The organism is Massilia sp. BGA-UO-ETr-WB1, assembly GCF_059567845.1.
Genome location: NZ_JCAQOT010000027.1, coordinates 134,592 through 150,900, shown reverse-complemented (window position 1 = coordinate 150,900; position 16,309 = coordinate 134,592). Strand labels below are relative to the sequence as shown.

Below are 16,309 nucleotides of genomic sequence, written 5' to 3'. Positions count from 1 at the left end.
GCTGCGGCCGCAGGACTATGTGCGGCAAGCAACGGAGCCACTGACGGAAAAGTCCTACCATCGCCTCATCCACCCTAAAGACTGCGATGAAACGCGACGCCCCCTCCGCCAACAGCCCCCTGCCGCCCGCCGCCGCCAAGGCGGCCGGGCTGCGCTACGTGGGCGACCACCAGCCCGGCATCGGGCGCAAGCGCAGCGCCAAGGGCTTCCGCTACGTCGACGCGGACGGCAAGCCGGTGCGCGATGCAGCCACGCTGGCCCGCATCCGCGCGCTGGCCATCCCGCCGGCCTGGGAACAGGTCTGGATCTGCGCGCACGCCAACGGCCACCTGCAAGCCACCGGGCGCGACGCGCGCGGGCGCAAGCAGTACCGCTACCACGCGCGCTGGCGCAGCGTGCGCGACGACGTCAAATACGAACGCATGCTGGCCTTCGGGCGCGCCCTGCCCGGCATCCGCGCCGCGGTTGACGCCGCCCTCGGCCTGCCCGGGCTGCCGCGCGAAAAAGTGCTGGCCACCGTGGTGCACCTGCTGCAAGTGACGATGATGCGGGTCGGAAACGAAGAATACGCGCGCGAAAACAAATCCTTCGGCCTGACGACCCTGCGCAACCGCCACGTGCGGATCGACGGCAGCGCGGTCGAATTCCATTTCCGGGGCAAGAGCGGCGTGGAGCACCGCGTCACGATCAGCGACCGGCGGCTGGCCCGCATCATCCGGCGCACGCGCGAGCTGCCCGGGCAGGACCTGTTCCAATACATCGGCGACGACGGCGCCACGCACAGCATCGGCTCGGCCGACGTCAACGACTACCTGCGCAGCATCAGCGGCGAGGACTACACCGCCAAGGACTTCCGCACCTGGTACGGCACGGTGCTGGCCGCGCTCGCGCTGCAGGAATTCGAGCGTTTCGACAGCGAAACCCAGGCCAGGAAAAACATCGTGCGCGCCATCGAAGCGGTTGCGCAAAAGCTCGGCAACACGCCCACGGTATGCCGCAAATGCTACGTCCACCCCGCCGTCATCGAAGCCTACCTCGACGGCAGCGACCTGGCCGCGCTGCGCGCCAGCACCGAGCGCGAATTCAGCGCCGAGCTGCACGCCCTCAGCCCCGAAGAAGCCGCCGTCCTCGCCCTCCTCCAGCGCCGCCTGCACCCCTGATTACGAATTGCCGCACCGACAAATGGGGTCAGGGTTAATTATTCGAGAAATATTTCCCAAATAATTAACCCTGACCCCATTTGTCTTGGCGGCATTTTTAGAAGTCGGTTTCGCCGTGGATGACGGCGGGGTGGCCGGTCATGGCGCGGGAGGTTTGCATGCCGGCCATGACGGCGGCTTCGACGCAGCCGGCGTTGAGGCCGGTCTTGATCCAGTCGCCTGTCAGGTAGAGGTTGCTAAAGCCGGATTCGTCCGTCGCGAGCCGGTATTGCGTGCTGCCGACTACCGACATGACGTAGCGCTCGGAGGGGTCGACGTTGGCGCGCCAGTATTGGCTGTCGAAACGCGCCGGCCCCGTGCCGCCGGCCGGGTCGGTCAGCCATTGCCACGGGAAGGCGCCGGACGGGCCAGCCGCCGACCACAGCGCGCAGATTTCCTTGCCGACCTGGTTCAGCGCGCCCTCCCTGGCCACCTCCGCCATGCGCGCCGGGAAGCCGTGGTCGCTGATCGGGGGGTATTCCGATACCGGCAGGGCGCTGCAGAAGTAGGAGACGTTTTTCGGGTCGCTGCCGGCCGGCCATTGTTCGCGGCACAGCAGCTGGTCCATCGGCGCCCAGGTGTCGTACGGTTCGGTGAAGCCGCTCAGCACGGGCTGCTGGCCACCGGGCTGGTGGGTCCAGCCCATCTGCGCCAGGTCTTTGTCGAGCCAGACCTGGTAGGCCTGGGTGGCGACGGTTTGCACTTTTTCGGCGGCCAGGCGCAGCTTGGGGCTGCGCGCCAGCAGTTGCGGACACACCACCGGCAGGGAGCCGACCGAGATGCCGAACACGATCTTGTCGAAGTCCACGCCGCGCCGGAGCACGCGCTGCGGCAGCGCGCGGCCGAAGGCTTCCTGGTACACCGCCGGCCAGTCGCTCCAGTGCGATTCGAGGTTGATGTCCCGCACTTGCAGCAGCTCGGCCTGCTCGGGGTCGAGCTGCCGGTAGTTGGGCACCGAGGGCCAGCAGCCGAGGTTTTTCACGGTCACCAATGGATCGTATGCCGCGCCGGCCAGCTTGACTTGCTGCGTCATGCGGATGCTGCCGACCGTGTCGCCTTCCGGCACCAGCTCTTCCACTTTGTGGAAGAACTCGAACTTCACGCCGCGCGCCTTGAGCACTTCGTACAGCGGCGTGAAGATGGTGTCGCCCATGCCGGCCTGCATCTTGAACATGATGCCGCCCTTGTAGGCCAGGCCGATGCGCGCCATCGAGCGCAGGATGGTGCCGGCTTCCACGTTGGGCTTGCCGAAGTCGCCGCCTTCGTAGGCGAACACCAGGTCGTAGAAGCCGCGCACCGGGGCCGAGTTGACGCTGTATTCTTCGTCGCCGCCGTGCTTGCGCAGCCAGTCGCGGAAGTCGATGTCGTTGATGACGTCGAAGCCTTCGGAGAAGACGTCGTCTTCGAACATGCCTTTCATCACCGTGATGCCGAGGTCCAGGCAGATGAAGATGCGGCGCAGGTCGTCGTTGTTGTCGATCAGCCCCCGGTAGCGCGCGTGCAGCCAGGCGCGGATGCCGCCCAGCGAATTGGACAGCAGGCGGTGCTGGCCGCGCTCGTGCCGGCTGGCGTCCGGCGACAGATTGCTCACCAGCGCCAGCAGCGCGCCGGCCGACACCACCACGTCGTCCGCCAGGTCGAGCGCTTCGGCGCGCACCGCGTCGGCCATGCGGTAGAGCCAGTCGGGCAGGCTGTCGCTGCCGGCACGGGGCAGTTCGCGCTGGTGCTCCAGCTCGGCGGTCACGGAGCGCACATTGCGCAGCCACTGCTCGATCCAGCCCACCATGGCCACCGCCATCTGCCACAGCGTGACGTCGCCGCCGCCCTCGCCCGGTTCGCCCGGCAAGGTGGGGAACACGATGGACCAGTTGCGCCATTCCTTGCCGACCTGCTCGGACAGGGCCACGTAGTCGTGCTGCTTGAAGGCGTCCTGCCAGGTGGCGAGCGCCTGGCCCGGGGTGCGGCCGGGGTCGGCGTAGGCGGCCTTGATCATCTGGAAGGCGTTGGCGTAGAAGCCGAACCAGATGTGCAGGCCGTGCTCTTCGATGCGCTCGCCCATGGCGGGGTTGCGCCCGCTGGCGCCCTTGCCGCCCAGGCGCCAGCCCTGCTGGTAGACGGTGATGTCGTAGTTGTTCTGCCAGCCGGGCTGGTCGGTCAGGTAGTAGGCGGCCGTCATCGAGCCGACGCCGCCGCCCAGCACGGCGATCTTTTCCGGCGCGATGCGGGAGTTGTCCACCAGTTCCTCGCCCGGCATGGCGGTGAAGTCGAAGTTCACATTGAAGGGCAGGATGGCTTGCTGCGGGCCCAACTGCAGGCCCAGCGTGTCATGCAGCGGGAAGCTGTCGAAGGCGTGCAGCACGCATTCGTATTCGTAGCCGAGCAAGCGCGCGCTGTGCAGCCGCTCAATCTCGGCCGGCGCGGCCACGATGGCCTGGTACACGGCCTTGACGCCGGCGCTGTCGGGGAACTGCTTGAGGAAAATCTGGTCGATGCGCGGGTTGCGCAGCAGCGACAGCACGTCGTCCCAGCCGTCCCGGTCCATATTGAAGAAGTCGGGCATGGCCAGGAACAGCGTGATGGCTTCTTCCAGCAGGTCGGCGATGCTGCCGACCGGCTTGTCGAGCCCGGTCTTTTCGGTGGCGTTTACTTCCAGCAGCGGGTGCATGGCGATCCGCGTTTCGGGCGAGAACGGGTGGAAGCCCTTGGCCGACACCGAGCAGCGCAGCGGCGCCGTGCCCGCCTCGGGGATCTCGTATTCGCACAGGTATTTGGGGTAGCCGAACAGCTCGCGCCCGTTGATCAGCGCCATGGCGTCGTCGACGAAGATGTGGCAGGGATACCAGTAGATATGGTCGAGCTTGCCTTCCGCGTCCATCGCGCCCGTCATCACCCAGGTGACGATGTCGACCTCCGTGATCCAGCCCTTGGCCTGGTCCACGCCCACGGCCGAATCGGCGTGGTTGACGCGGGTGAACGTCAGCATCACATAAGGCGACAGCGCCTTGAAGCGCATGCGGCCGTTGGCCACCGCGTTCAGGCTGGTATCGAGCGTGCGCTGCAGCTTGGCCAGGTCGCCCTTGACGAAGTAGCCGTACATCTCGGCCTGCTTGAGCTGCAGCGGGGAATGCATCATCACCGAGCCGCCGGGATAGAGGTAGGAAGGACGTGCCGCCATGGTGTCTCCAGAAAGTTTTATGGACAGCCCCCAGTGTATTGCAAAAAAGCACAGTATTGCTCTAAAGCATACGAATTTCCCTAATAGGCGTGGCCAGATTACAATGCGGGATGAGCCGCGCTATTCATCAACACAACGGCGGTCACGCCCGCGCCTGGGTGCGCATGCCATCGGGAAAGAGACTGGATTTACTCGATCCCACGCCGTTCGACTGGGACGACGGCGACCTGGCGCTGGGCCTGGCGCGCACTTACCGCTGGGGGGGGCATTCCGCGTGGCCGCTGCCGCTGTCGGTGGCGCAGCATTCGCTGTCGGTGCTGCAGCTGCGGCGCGGCTGGGCGGCCCGGCCGATGGACCCGGTGCTGGAGCTGCGCGAACTGCTGCACGACGCCGAGGAAGGCTTGCTCGGCTTCGATTGCATCTCGGTGCTGAAACCCTTCCTGGGCGACAGCTTCCGCGCGCTGAGCCAGCGCCTGGAGAGCGCGGTGTTCCTGCGCTACGGCGTGCCGGCCTGGTCACCCGCCGAGCACCGCATCCACAAGAAGGCCGACCGCCTGGCGGCGGCCAGCGAGGCGGTGCACGTGGTGGGCTGGTCGCGCGATGAGGTGCGGCGCACGCTGAAGATACGCGCCGCCGTGCTCGATACCGACCCGCTGCACGCCTTGTATGGCGGCGCGCCGTGGGAACCGTGGCCGCCGGCGCTGGCGTGCGAGCGCTTCATGGCGGAATTGGAGAACTTGAAGAAACGGCTGTAAAGAGCCGTTTTTAAAGCGCTTTTTCAGCTTATCCACATCAACTGTGGATAACGATGTGGAAAAGTGCCACTTGACAGCCCGCAAAGCCAGTATTGGCGCGGGTTTCAATAAAATGCCAATTTGGCAGGCAGTTTTTAAACCCAATAAAATCAACCACTTAGAAAGACATCTGGACGCATCGCCGACTGGTTTTTTGCCAGTTGAAAAAATATTTCAGCCTGCCGGGGGATGCCCAATAGAATCCTTTGACAAAAATGCAGGCAAGGAATAGTGTTGACGGAAGCAGATGCACTCACAGATTTACTAGCCCACGGGATTGTGCATGGACGTGAAAGAAGATACCAGCGCCGACTGGATGATAGAAGAAGATATGCCTGCCAATGCGGGCCAGCCCGGCCCCGCGCCCATCCTCGCGCCCTGGCGCGTCCTGATAGTCGACGACGACGTGGACGTCCATGTGGTCACCAAGTTTTCCCTCAGCAACGCCTGTTTCCAGGGACGCCGCCTGAGTTTCCTGCACGCCTATAGCGGCGACGAGGCCTTGCACATCCTGCGCACCACGCCGGACGTGGCGCTGGTACTGCTGGACGTGATCATGGAAACCAGCGAGGCGGGCCTGAAGGTGGCGCGCCAGATCCGCGACGAACTGCACAACAAGCTGGTGCGCATCGTGCTGCGCACCGGCCAACCCGGCCAGGCGCTGGAGCACAGCATCATCCTCGATTACGACATCAACGACTTCTGGTGCAAGAGCGACCTGACCACGCGCAAGCTGTTCACCACGGTGATTTCCTCGCTGCGCGGCTACGCCAACCTGGTGGAGGCGGAGCGCCACCTGGCCGAGGTGCAAGCCCAGCTCGACAACAGCGTGCGCTTCGTGCTGGACGAGCAGCGCCGCATCCTGGAGCTGAACCAGATGGCCGCCGCACTGCTCGGCGCGCCGGATGCGGAACTGCTGGGCCGCAAGCTGGTGCTGAGCACCGAGCCGGACGGCGGCGCGGACTGAGCGCAGCAAGCCCGGCAAACCACTGTACACCCGTACAGTAGTTATCTTTCCCCGAACTCCCTGCATCTTGCCCCGTAAACGCCGGCATCTCGCTACTCCCATGCGCTAAGTGGCGGATTCTGAAGCGCTTTTTCCGATATCCACAGCGAATGTGGATATCTTTGTGGATAAGGCCCACTTGACAGCCCATACAGCCCGTATCTATGGGCTTTTCTACAAACTGCCCGTTCAAAAGGCAGATTTTATACCCTTATAAATCAACCACTTAGCGCAACATGCAAAGCCGCCGGAAAATATTTTTACGCATTTTCTTATTATCAATTTTTGTGCATAAGTAGGCCCGGTGCGGCAGCGTTGCGGCACCGGGCAAAAAATTGCGGAAGTTAGGGCTTAATGGGGGAATTTTCGGCGCAAATCGGGGTGCAGCAACACGCGCTCGATGACGTCCGGCCGGACATTGTTGGACTTGAGATACTCTATCGCGCACAAGGTGCTGAAGCAGTTCTGCACTGCGATGCCCTTGTTCACGATCTCGCTGCAGCGCTCATCCGAGCGCTGTTGAGGTGGCGCCAGCCTTACGGTCTGGGCGGGAAGTGTCATTGCATCCATCATCATCCTTCACAGGTCGGGCGGGTCGGTGAAGCCCGGTGAAAGGAGTATCGAACAATAAATCCCAAAGTCAAGGATAATGCCAGCATGATATCCAGCAATGAATTCCATCTTGAAACGGACGCGCCGCGCCCCCGTCCCAAGTCGCTCGGCGACCTCTTCTTCTCCTTCACATTGCTCGCACTGCAAGGCTTCGGCGGCGTGCTGGCCGTGGTCCAGCGCGAGATGGTCGAGCGCAAGCGCTGGCTGACGCAGGAGGAATTCCTGGAGGAATGGGCGGTCGCGCAAATCATGCCCGGGCCCAACGTGGTCAACCTGTCGCTGGTGATCGGGGCGCGTTATTTCGGCCTGCGCGGCGCGATGGCGGCGCTGGCCGGCATGCTGGCCGTGCCGCTGCTGGTGGTGCTGATGCTGGCGGTGCTGCACGCGCACTACGCCAGCCACCCCGGCGTGCAGGGCGCGCTGCGCGGCATGGCGGCGGTGTCAGCCGGCATGATAGGGGCAACCGGGCTCAAGCTTGCCACGGCGCTGCGCAAGCATCCGCTGCCGCTGGCCTGGAGCTTACCGGCCGCCGTGCTCGGCGTGGCCCTGGTGGCCTTTCTGCGCGTGCCGCTGGCCTATGTGCTGCTGGGCCTTGGCGGCCTGTGCTGCGCCCTCACCTACCGCAGGATCAAGACATGACGCCACCCATCCACATCGTGCTCAGCGTGAGCGACTGGATCAGCCTGTTCGGCCATTACATGCTGCTGTCGCTGATGTCGATCGGCGGCGCCATTTCCACCACCGCCGAGATGCACCGCTACCTGGTCGAGCAGCACCAGTGGCTCACGCCGGCGCAGTTCAACGACGCCATCGCCATTGCCCAGGCCGCGCCCGGACCGAACGTGCTGTTCGTGGCGCTGATGGGCTGGAATGTGGGGCTGAACGCGGGCAGCTGGCTGGCCGCCGTGCTGGGCGTGCTGGTGACGATGACCGGCATCATGCTGCCGAGCACCACGCTGACTTACCTGGCGGCGCAATGGCTGCACCGCAACCGCGAACGGCGCGGCGTGCGCGCTTTCAAGCAAGGCATGGCGCCGGTGGTGGTGGGCTTGCTGGTGTCGACCGGCATCATCCTGGCCACCGCCAACGCCGGCACCGCCGAGCACTGGCCGCTGTGGGCGCTGTCCGCCGCCGCCGGCCTGGTGATCTGGCGCACCCGCCTCCATTTGCTGTGGCTGCTGGCTGCGGGCGCGGCGCTGGGCTGGTTCGGGCTGGTCTAAGTCGGCTTAACTCAGCGCGGGATGGTGTAGTTCACCGGCACGAACTGGTAACCCTTGCCCTGGCTGCGGATGTGGCCCAGGCCTGGGAACTGCAGGTGGGAGGCGCCGATCAGGTAGCCCTGCTTGGCCGCCTCGGCAAACACCAGCTTGCGCTGCGCCAGCGCCGCTTTGCTGTCGCTGTCGAAGTCGATGGTCACGGAAGGATCGTCGAACTGCACCGCCTGCACGTGCAGCAGGTCGCCCAGCAGCACCAGTTTCTGGCCCTTGCTTTCCACCACATAGGTGGTGTGGCCCGGCGTGTGGCCGTAGCGGGTCACGGCCTTGATGCCGGGCACCAGCTCGGTGTTGCCTTCAAACGGGTTCAGCTTGCCTGCGTCGCTGTACGGCGACACCGATGCGATCGCGCCCTGGAAGAAGCCCTTCTTGTCGGCCGGCGCTTTCTCCAGATTCACTTTGCTCAGCCAGAAATCGGTGTCGTGCTTGTCTGCGCGCAGCACGGCGTTCGGGAACGCAGCCTTGCCTGCCGCAGCCGCGCCGCCCACGTGGTCCGGATGCAAGTGGGTGATGTAGATTTCGTCCACCTGTTCCGGCTGGTAACCGGACGCTTTCAGGTTGGCCACCAGCTTGCCCAGCGTGGGACCGAACAGGCCGGCGGCGCCGGTGTCGATCAGCACCAGCTTGCTGCCGGTGTTGACCAGGTAGCCGTTGACCGAGGTTTCCAGCGGCGTTTTCAGGAAGGACTTGCCCAGGGCCTGCTGCGTCTTGGCCGGCTTGTCGTGCAGCAGCTTGTCGACCGGCAGGTCCACCGTGCCGTCGTTCAGCGCGGTCACTTCGAAGTCGCCCAGCATGATGCGGAAGTAGCCGGGCGCCTGGGTCTTGGCCAGCGGCGCGGCGGCGTATGCGGGCGCCTGGCCCAGGATGGCGGCGATGGCGAAAGCCAGGCTGGCGGCTGGAATGCGGCGAGAGATCATGTTTTCCCTTGTTGAGTGATTGTCTAAATGGTCAGAATAACCAGGAACATGAGCATATCGTAAAAATACGATTTATGTGCGGATACCCTTAAAAGTTGATCGGCATGCGCACCGACAGCGTCACGTCCGGGGTGTCGCGCGTCAGCCCGGCGCCGACCGAGACATTGAGCGAGCGCTTGTCGTTGAAGCGGTAGGAAAAGCCCATCAGCAAGGTGCCCAGCTGGGTGCGCACGGAGCCGGGCACGGCCACGCCGTTCTGCTTGGTGCGCGCCACGGTGTCGTGGTTGTAGCCCAGGCTGAGCGAGGCCTTCTCGTTGAGCGCCAGGCCCATGCCGAAATTGAAGCCGATCACGTCGCCCGGCTTGATGGTGCCCAGGTCTTCCCATTCGCCGTTCAGGATCATGCGTCGCACATTGCTGCGCTTGACGTTGCGCAGGTAGCTGAAGCTGCCGAAGAAGATGGCCGGGTCGGACGGGAACAGCCACGTCACGCTGGGCTGCACCGCGTAGAAGCCCGACCCCGTCGGCAGGTCCAGCGGCAAGCCGGTGCCGGACGCGTTCGGGCCCACGCAGCGCACGGCGCAGTCCGTCACCACCTCGAACGGATCCTTGCCGGTGCGGCTTTTCAGCTTCAGGCCGGCCACGTAATATGGCTTGTCCACGCCGCCGTCGTTGAGCTGGTGGCGCAGCGCCAGTTCCACGTCGCCGATGCCGCGCCCGCTGGTGGAAAACACGTTTTCCACCGCCGTGCCGGTGAAGATCTCGCGGCTGACGGTGGAGTCGCTGCGGTAGACATAGGGCACCCGCACTTCGACCTCCGTGCGCGAAGTGAGGCCGTAGCGGCCGGCCAGCGCGGCGGTCATGGTGTTGCGCTTGAGTTCGCGCACATCGATCAGGCCGATCAGCAGCGCGGGGATGATGGTGTAGCCGACCAGCGCCACGCGGTTGCTCGACGAGTAGCCGAACTGGTAGGACGGCTCGAGCACATAGCGGCCCTTGGGGGTCAGCACGCCGGGCTGCTCGAACAGCGGCGCCACTTCGGGCGGGCGGCCGTCGCGCTGCGGCGCCTGGCCCACCGCGGCCTGCCGGTTCTCGGCCGGGCGCTGCGGTCCCGCCTGGGCCGGCGCGGCGGGCGCCTCGGCCGGCGCCTGGCCGCCGCCGGCCGGCCCGGCGCCGCGCTGGCTGGCCAGGCGTTCGGCCGGCACGGCCGCCGGCGCGGGCTGTACTGCGGCTGCCGGCGCCGGCAGCGCGGCGACGCCGCGCTGCTGCTCGGCGATTTGCTGCTTGAGGGTGTCGAGTAATGCGCGCTGCTCCGCCAGCTGGCGCTTGACCGCAGCCAGTTCGGCGGCCAGTTCGGCCATTCCGGGCGTCTCCGGCTGGCCCTGGGCCAGCGCACTGCAAACTATCATGGACATGCCAGCCGAGCCGGCGCGCAACACTCGTACTAGGTGCATACATCCCCCATTATCGACAGTGAAAGAAACTGTTGCGAACGGCGTCCCGGCGGCGCGGGAGCGCTCAGCGGGGAGCCAGCGCGCCGGCCAGCGCGGCGCGCATGCTGCCTTCGAAATTCATCGCCGTCAGCAGCGCCTGGCTGCTGACCGACGCATTGATGGTGGTCTGGCTGCGGATGGCCTGGTCGTTCATGGTGTTCTGGATCAGCAGCGCCGACATGGCCTGCACGCCTGCGGCCGGCAGCAAGGCGCTGTTGCCGGCGCCGTTCTGCACCACGGCGAACTGCGGCACCGCCTCGCGCGCCAGCTGCGCCTCGCCGGCGGTGATGCGCGACAGGTCGGCAATACTGAACTGGCTGCTGGCCACGGTGCTGCCGTTGATGGACACCAGGCGCTCGACGCCCAGCGAGACCACCATGCCGCCGCCCAGGTCGAAACCGCCGCGCACGTCCTCGAGCGCGCTGTCGGGAACCGGCGTCCAGTCCAAGCCAGGGCCGGAGCCGGGGCCGCCGTCGGCGGCGCCGGCCGTGAATATCGGGCCGCACATCAGGCCGCACGCGGCGGCCGCGATCCAGCGCAAGCGTCTCATGCCAGCCTCCTTAAAAATTGCCGTCGCCCAGCTTGGGCAGGGTCACGCGCAACAGGCTGTCGCGCTCCAGCACCTGGTCCGGCGCGGCGCGCGGCGCCACCTGCCAGTCCGCCGCCTCGTTGAAGCGCGGCTTGCCGGGGCGCCCGTGCACCACGAACAGCAGCCGGTTTTGCCACATGGCGTCAAACGCGCCGCGTCCCACGGCGCGCGTGCCGCCGGACGGATCGCCCAGCAGCACCCGGTCGGGACGCACGCCCTTGATGACCACGAAATGATGGTAGCCCTTCTCCGCCACCAGCACAATGGCGGGCAGGCCCGCCTCGGCCAGTTTTTCCAGCGGCAGTTCGAAACCGTCCGCCGCGAAACCCCGGCTGGCCAGGAAGCGCTTGATGTCCAGCAGGGAGAAGCCCTCGCGCCGGATGCGTTCCTGGTCGCCGGTGCGGTACATTTGATCAAACGCAAGCTGCTCGGAAACCGGATGATCGAAGTGGTAACTTAACAACGTCGCCACCGCAGCCGAGCCGCAACTGTAGTCGTACTGCTGGCGCACGGTCGAGCGGTAGCGCGCTTCCTTCAGGCTGGCGACCCGGACGTGATAAGTGGCGCCGCCGATGCTGGGCAACTCGGCGGCGGGACAAGCCGCCACCGCCGCCGCCAACAGTGCGGCGCCATAAACACAGCGGGCATGCTGCGCGTTCATTTGAATTGAACATTAACGATGGTTGCGTTCTGGATCAGCACATTGGCACCGGAGTTCTGTATCACCATCGGCAAGCCGGACGCATTGCTGAACGCCCCCTCGGTGATCACGTTCGCCCCGGTGGTAACAGCCATGGCGCTGTTACCGCTGACCGCCCCGTTCAGCTTCATATCGCTCCACGGCGTAGCACTCCCGCCGCGCAGGTGTTCCAGGCGCGCCTCCAATAGCGCCACGCCCAGTATGCCGTCATCGCGCTGCGCCGTTCCGCCGATGCTGCGCGCGGGTGCGGCCGCCTGGTCAACCGCCACAATCGCGGCAGGCACCGGCGGTGCAGGTGCGGATTCCGGCAACGGCGCCTGCTGGGCCGCTGCGTGCAGGCACAGGGTCAGGAGCGACGCCGTCCATCCCGGTCTGGATACATATAACATGTCTACCTCCCGTTCAAACCATGGCCGGCGGCCCCGCGCTGGAGGCCGCCGGCCCCGCCGCTGCGGCGCGCCCGAGGCGCGGCCCGCAGCGGCAGCCCCGCTCACCGGCCCACGGACAGGTTGGCCTGCACGTTGACGCTTTGCTGTATCAGCGAAGAGAAGCCGTTGTTCTGGCTGACCGTCATGATGCCTGCCGCCGACTGGCCGACACTGGACATGGTGTTGGACATGTTGAACTCGCCGGCGCTGACGGAGATGGCCCCGCCCGCACCGCCCGTGCCGCCGGCCCCGGCGCCGCCGGTCGCGTTGCCTGCGGTCTGCGTGCCGCCGCTGCCGCCGTTGCCGCCAGTGGCATTGCCGCCGGCCGCGCCGCCGCCGCCGGTGGCATCGCCGCCGGCCGCGCCGTTGCCGGCCGTGGCGTTGCCGCTGGACGCACCCGCGCCGCCCGTGGCGCTGCCGCCGGCAGCCCCTGCGCCGCCGGTGTTGCCGCCGCCGCCCGCGCCGCCGGCGCCGCCGTTACCCGCCGTGGCGGCGCCGCTGCTGGCCGCGCCGCTGCCCGCGTTGCCGCCGGTGGCGCTGCCGCCTGCCGCCCCTGCGCCGGCGTTGTTCTGCGCCATGCCGCTGTTGCCGCCCGCCGCGCCGCCGGCGCCGTTGCCGCCGGCGCCGCCGGTGCTGCTGCCGTTGCCGCCGCTTGCGCCGCCGCCGCCGGCGCCGCCGGTTGCCGCCGCGCCGGCGCCGCCGGTGTTCGACGCCATGGCGCCGGCACCGCCCGCGCCCGTGCTATTGCCGCCGCCCGCCGCGCCCGCGCCGCTGGTGTTGGACGCTGCCGCGCCGTTGCCGGCGGTATTCGACGCCGCCGCGCCGGCGCCGCTGGTGTTGGACGCCGCCGCCCCGCCGCCGCCCGCGCCGCTGGTGTTGCCGCCGCCTGTGGCGCCGGCGCCGCCGGTGTTGCTGGCCATGGCGCCGCTGCCGCCCGCGCCGGTGCTGCCGCCTGCCGCGCCGGCCCCGCCTGCGCCGCCCGTGCCGGCACCCGATGTCGAGCTGTTGCCGCCGCCGCCGCCGGCGCCGCCGGTGCCGTTGCCGGCGGTCGCGCCGGAGGTCTGGTTGCCGCTGATGGCAGGCGTGCTGCCGCCCAGGCCGCCGCCGCCGGTAGCGCCGTTGCTGCTGGTTGCCCCGCCAGCCGCTCCAGAGCCGCCATTGGCAGCCGCGCTGGTGCTGGCCGAACCGCCGGCAGCGGAGCCGCCGGCAGCGCCGTTGCCGCCCGACGCGCCCGCGCCGCTGCCGGCGCCGGAGCCGCCGTTCGCATCGCCGGTGCCGCCGCCGGCGCCGCCGATGCCCGAGGCCATGCCGCTGCCGCCGCCGGCGCCGCCGTTCGCGTTGCCGTTGGTGCCGCCGGCGCCGCCGTTGGCGTTGCCGGTGAAGCCGCCCGCGCCGCCGCTGGCGCTGCCATTGCTGCCGCCGGCGCCGCCGTCGGCGCCCGACGCCATGCCGCTGCTGCCGCCGGCGCCGCCCGCGGCGTTGCCGGTGAAGCCGCCCGCGCCGCCGCTGGCGGCACCGCCCGCGCCGCCGCTGCCGCCGCCGCCGCCGACGCTGGCGCCGGCCAGGCCGCCGCTGGCGCCGCTGCCGCCGCTACCGCCCGCGCCGCCTGCGCCGCTGGTGGCGCCCGTGGCGACGCCGCCCGCGCCGCCATCGGCGCCCTGCGCCGAACCGCCGCTGGCGCTGCCCGACGTCACGCTGCCGGTCGTGGCCACGCCGCCTGCGGCGCCGGCACCGCCCGCGCCGCCGTTCGCACTGGCCCCGTTGCCGCCGTTGCCGCCGGTGGCGCCGGCGCCGTTGCCGCCGCTGCCGGTGCTGGCCGATGCGCCCGCCCCGCCTGCGCCGCCCTGGGCCGCCGCGCCGGCGCCGCCGGCGCCGCCCGTGGCGCTGGCGCCGTTGCCGCCGTTGGCGCCGTTGTTGCCGCCGCCGCTGGCGTTGCCGCCCACGCCGCCATAGCCGACGCCGCCGCTGGTGCCGCCGTCATTGCGGGCCTGGTTGCCGATATTGGAAATCTGGTTGCCGCTGACCGTGCCGTTCAGGCGGCTGATCGCGGTCGCCGACGAGGTATTGAAGGAGTTGCTCAGGTTGGCAGTGGCGGTACCGCCGTTGTTGGCTGCCGCCGAGCCTTGGGCCAGCGCGCGCGCCGTGCCGTCGGTGTTGTTGTTGTTGTTGCGGTTGCTGCTACTGTCTTGCTGCGCAGAAGCTTGGTCGGTCGCGAAGGCGCCGGCACCGCTTTGGTTGAGATTGTTACGGGCATCTGTCGTTTGGGCGTAAGCGTGTACGCTGAACAGCATCGCGATGGCACTCGCCAGTATCGTTCTTTTCATTTTCCTTGCCTCACCAGGTTAGGTTCTAGAAAGATGGTTAACCGAAACATTATCGATCCGGCCATCTACCTATGCATAAGTGATGCCAGTGGCTCGGTGTTTTGTAACTCTTTGAAAAACAAGGGAATTATCCGAACGCGGATGTGTTTGGAAGGTCCGCGCCTGCGCCTGGGAAAAATGTGGCACGCGTGCGTCACACGGCTGTGACAAATTCAGCCGCGCCCTTTACGGTTGAGTTAGCTCAAGTGCTTGATTTCTTGGGTGGCCAGGGCGGCCCGTGAACAGGGGGAAATGTCACAAATCTGTGCCAGGCCGGCGCGGCCGTTGGGCCGCGCCGCCTACTTGGCGCGGCTGCGGGAAGGGACGTCGATGCCGTGCTTGGCCATCAGGCGGTACAAGGTCATGCGCGACACGCCCAGTTCCTGGGCCACCCGTGTCACACTCTTCCCATTGCGCAAACGCACTTCGATCGCCTGCCGCTCCGCGCGCACGCGCACGCCGCCCAGCGGCACGCAGTCGACCGGCCCGTCGCCGGCGTCGGCCAGACCGAGGTCGGCCGGCTGCACCAGGCGCCCCTCGGCCATCACCAGTGCGCGCCGGACCCGGTTGATCAACTCGCGCACATTGCCCGGCCAGTCGTGCCGGCGCATGGCTGCGTGGGCGGCGCTGGAGTAGCCCTGCAGGCGCGGCGAACGCTCGGCCGCATAGCGCTCGAAGAAGTGGGCCGCCAGCAATTCCAAGTCTTCCTTGCGCTCGCGCAGCGGCGGCACCGCGATGGTCAGCACGTTCAGGCGGTAGAACAGATCCTGCCGGAACGCGCCGCAGGACACGGCCGCCTCCAGATCCACGTGGGAAGCGGCGATCACGCGCGCATCGACCGGCACGGCGCGCGTGGCGCCCACCCGCAGCACCGATTTCTCCTGCAGGAAGCGCAGCAGGTTGGCCTGGATGCCGAGCGGCAGGTCACCGATTTCGTCGAGGAAGATGGTGCCGCCGTTGGCCGATTCGAGCAGGCCCGGGCGGCATTGGTTGGCGCCGGTGAAGGCGCCGCGTTCATAGCCGAACAGTTCGGACTGCACCAGGCCGGGAGCGATGGCGCCGCAATTGATGGGGACAAATGGGCCGTCCGCATAGGGCGACTGCTCATGCACCGCTTGCGCCACCAGTTCCTTGCCGGTGCCGCTCTCGCCCCAGATCAGCACCGGGGCGCGCACCGGCGCCACGCGGGCGGTCTGGACCAGCAGGCGCTGGGTGGCCGGCGCGCGCCCCACCAGGCGCTTGCCGACGGCCACAGGGGCGCGCGGCGCGCGGTGCAATGCCGCCAGCCCGTGCGCATGCCCCAGCGTGTGCTGCAGGCGCTGGCCGTCCACCGGCCACGTGTGGAAATCGCAGCAGTGTTCGCTGACCAGCTGGCGGTAGCGCTCCTCTTCCAGCACCGCCGGATGGCACACGGCCACCCATTGCACATGGCCGTGCTCGCGCAGGAAAGCATCGATTTCCGGTACTGCCCGGGCCTCGCAATTCAGCATCAGCAAAGCCACGCTGACGTGGCGCGCTCGCAACAGCTTGGCCGCTCCCGTCAAACTGCTGGTTTTGCAAATGTCCCAGCCGTGAATGGCACCTTCCACCGTATCGAAGGGCGACAAATCCCCCATCGCTACGCATAGCAACGTTTTCGTGGTCATGTTTACCTACCCTGCACTTCAGTGCCGCAGCGCGCAGTCACCGATGCCGCTGCCAGGGCGCGCGCAAGCACGCGGGGGCAGAGACCCGCTCATTATGGGCCGCGCCGAGACGAC

General features: G+C 67.6%; 15 protein-coding genes. 6 read left to right on the top strand and 9 right to left on the bottom strand.

Annotated elements, in window-relative coordinates; all coding sequences use genetic code 11:
* The first annotated feature begins 86 nt into the window (after nucleotides 1-86).
* The gene (locus tag AC56DV_RS27640; RefSeq protein WP_496317424.1) at nucleotides 87-1,160 is read left to right on the top strand and encodes a DNA topoisomerase IB; all 1,074 of its coding nucleotides are present in this window, start codon (nucleotides 87-89) and stop codon (nucleotides 1,158-1,160) included.
* Nucleotides 1,161-1,257: 97 nt separating this feature from the next.
* Here the strand turns inward: AC56DV_RS27640 and AC56DV_RS27635 are convergent, their stop codons facing one another.
* Complete coding sequence (locus tag AC56DV_RS27635; RefSeq protein WP_496317423.1) at nucleotides 1,258-4,374, bottom strand: NAD(P)-binding protein; 3,117 nt, start codon at nucleotides 4,372-4,374, stop codon at nucleotides 1,258-1,260.
* Between the two features lie 164 nt (nucleotides 4,375-4,538).
* On the opposite strand from AC56DV_RS27635, the gene AC56DV_RS27630 reads away from it, so the two are divergent.
* From AC56DV_RS27630 to AC56DV_RS27620, 3 genes are all read left to right on the top strand, one after another.
* On the top strand, nucleotides 4,539-5,129 hold the full coding sequence (locus AC56DV_RS27630; protein ID WP_496317422.1) for a phosphohydrolase: 591 nt from the start codon (nucleotides 4,539-4,541) through the stop codon (nucleotides 5,127-5,129).
* A gap of 70 nt (nucleotides 5,130-5,199) precedes the next feature.
* Nucleotides 5,200-5,400 carry a hypothetical protein gene (locus tag AC56DV_RS27625; protein WP_496317421.1) on the top strand — a complete coding sequence of 67 codons (201 nt, stop codon included), beginning with the start codon at nucleotides 5,200-5,202 and terminating at the stop codon, nucleotides 5,398-5,400.
* A gap of 51 nt (nucleotides 5,401-5,451) precedes the next feature.
* Complete coding sequence (locus tag AC56DV_RS27620) at nucleotides 5,452-6,135, top strand: PAS domain-containing protein (RefSeq protein WP_496317420.1); 684 nt, start codon at nucleotides 5,452-5,454, stop codon at nucleotides 6,133-6,135.
* 390 nt (nucleotides 6,136-6,525) lie between these two features.
* Here AC56DV_RS27620 and AC56DV_RS27615 read toward each other — a convergent pair whose 3' ends face one another.
* The gene (locus AC56DV_RS27615; protein WP_496317419.1) at nucleotides 6,526-6,735 is read right to left on the bottom strand and encodes a hypothetical protein; all 210 of its coding nucleotides are present in this window, start codon (nucleotides 6,733-6,735) and stop codon (nucleotides 6,526-6,528) included.
* Nucleotides 6,736-6,831: 96 nt separating this feature from the next.
* Here AC56DV_RS27615 and AC56DV_RS27610 point away from each other — a divergent pair, with 96 nt between their 5' ends.
* The gene (locus tag AC56DV_RS27610) at nucleotides 6,832-7,425 is read left to right on the top strand and encodes a chromate transporter (RefSeq protein WP_496317418.1); all 594 of its coding nucleotides are present in this window, start codon (nucleotides 6,832-6,834) and stop codon (nucleotides 7,423-7,425) included.
* Nucleotides 7,422-8,006, top strand: coding sequence for a chromate transporter (locus tag AC56DV_RS27605; protein ID WP_496317417.1), 585 nt, complete (start codon nucleotides 7,422-7,424; stop codon nucleotides 8,004-8,006). The genes AC56DV_RS27610 and AC56DV_RS27605 overlap by 4 nt, the downstream gene beginning before the upstream one ends.
* Before the next feature lie 11 nt (nucleotides 8,007-8,017).
* On the opposite strand, the gene AC56DV_RS27600 is transcribed toward AC56DV_RS27605, so the two are convergent.
* The 7 genes from AC56DV_RS27600 to AC56DV_RS27570 form a co-directional block, all read right to left on the bottom strand.
* Nucleotides 8,018-8,977, bottom strand: coding sequence for an MBL fold metallo-hydrolase (locus AC56DV_RS27600; protein WP_496317416.1), 960 nt, complete (start codon nucleotides 8,975-8,977; stop codon nucleotides 8,018-8,020).
* 88 nt (nucleotides 8,978-9,065) lie between these two features.
* Nucleotides 9,066-10,430, bottom strand: coding sequence for an acetate kinase (locus AC56DV_RS27595; protein ID WP_496317415.1), 1,365 nt, complete (start codon nucleotides 10,428-10,430; stop codon nucleotides 9,066-9,068).
* Between the two features lie 64 nt (nucleotides 10,431-10,494).
* Nucleotides 10,495-11,019: a hypothetical protein gene (locus AC56DV_RS27590; RefSeq protein ID WP_496317414.1), complete on the bottom strand. Its 525-nt coding sequence runs from the start codon at nucleotides 11,017-11,019 to the stop codon at nucleotides 10,495-10,497.
* Between the two features lie 10 nt (nucleotides 11,020-11,029).
* Nucleotides 11,030-11,719 (bottom strand): C39 family peptidase, encoded by a 690-nt coding sequence (locus tag AC56DV_RS27585; protein ID WP_496317413.1) that lies wholly within the window; start codon nucleotides 11,717-11,719, stop codon nucleotides 11,030-11,032.
* Nucleotides 11,716-12,147, bottom strand: a complete 432-nt coding sequence (locus tag AC56DV_RS27580) for a hypothetical protein (protein WP_496317412.1) — start codon at nucleotides 12,145-12,147, stop codon at nucleotides 11,716-11,718. Before AC56DV_RS27580 ends, AC56DV_RS27585 begins: the two co-directional genes overlap by 4 nt.
* Nucleotides 12,148-12,248: 101 nt before the next feature.
* Nucleotides 12,249-14,510 (bottom strand): hypothetical protein, encoded by a 2,262-nt coding sequence (locus AC56DV_RS27575; protein WP_496317411.1) that lies wholly within the window; start codon nucleotides 14,508-14,510, stop codon nucleotides 12,249-12,251.
* A gap of 338 nt (nucleotides 14,511-14,848) precedes the next feature.
* Nucleotides 14,849-16,195 carry a sigma-54 dependent transcriptional regulator gene (locus AC56DV_RS27570; RefSeq protein WP_496317410.1) on the bottom strand — a complete coding sequence of 449 codons (1,347 nt, stop codon included), beginning with the start codon at nucleotides 16,193-16,195 and terminating at the stop codon, nucleotides 14,849-14,851.
* Between the last annotated feature and the right edge of the window lie 114 nt (nucleotides 16,196-16,309).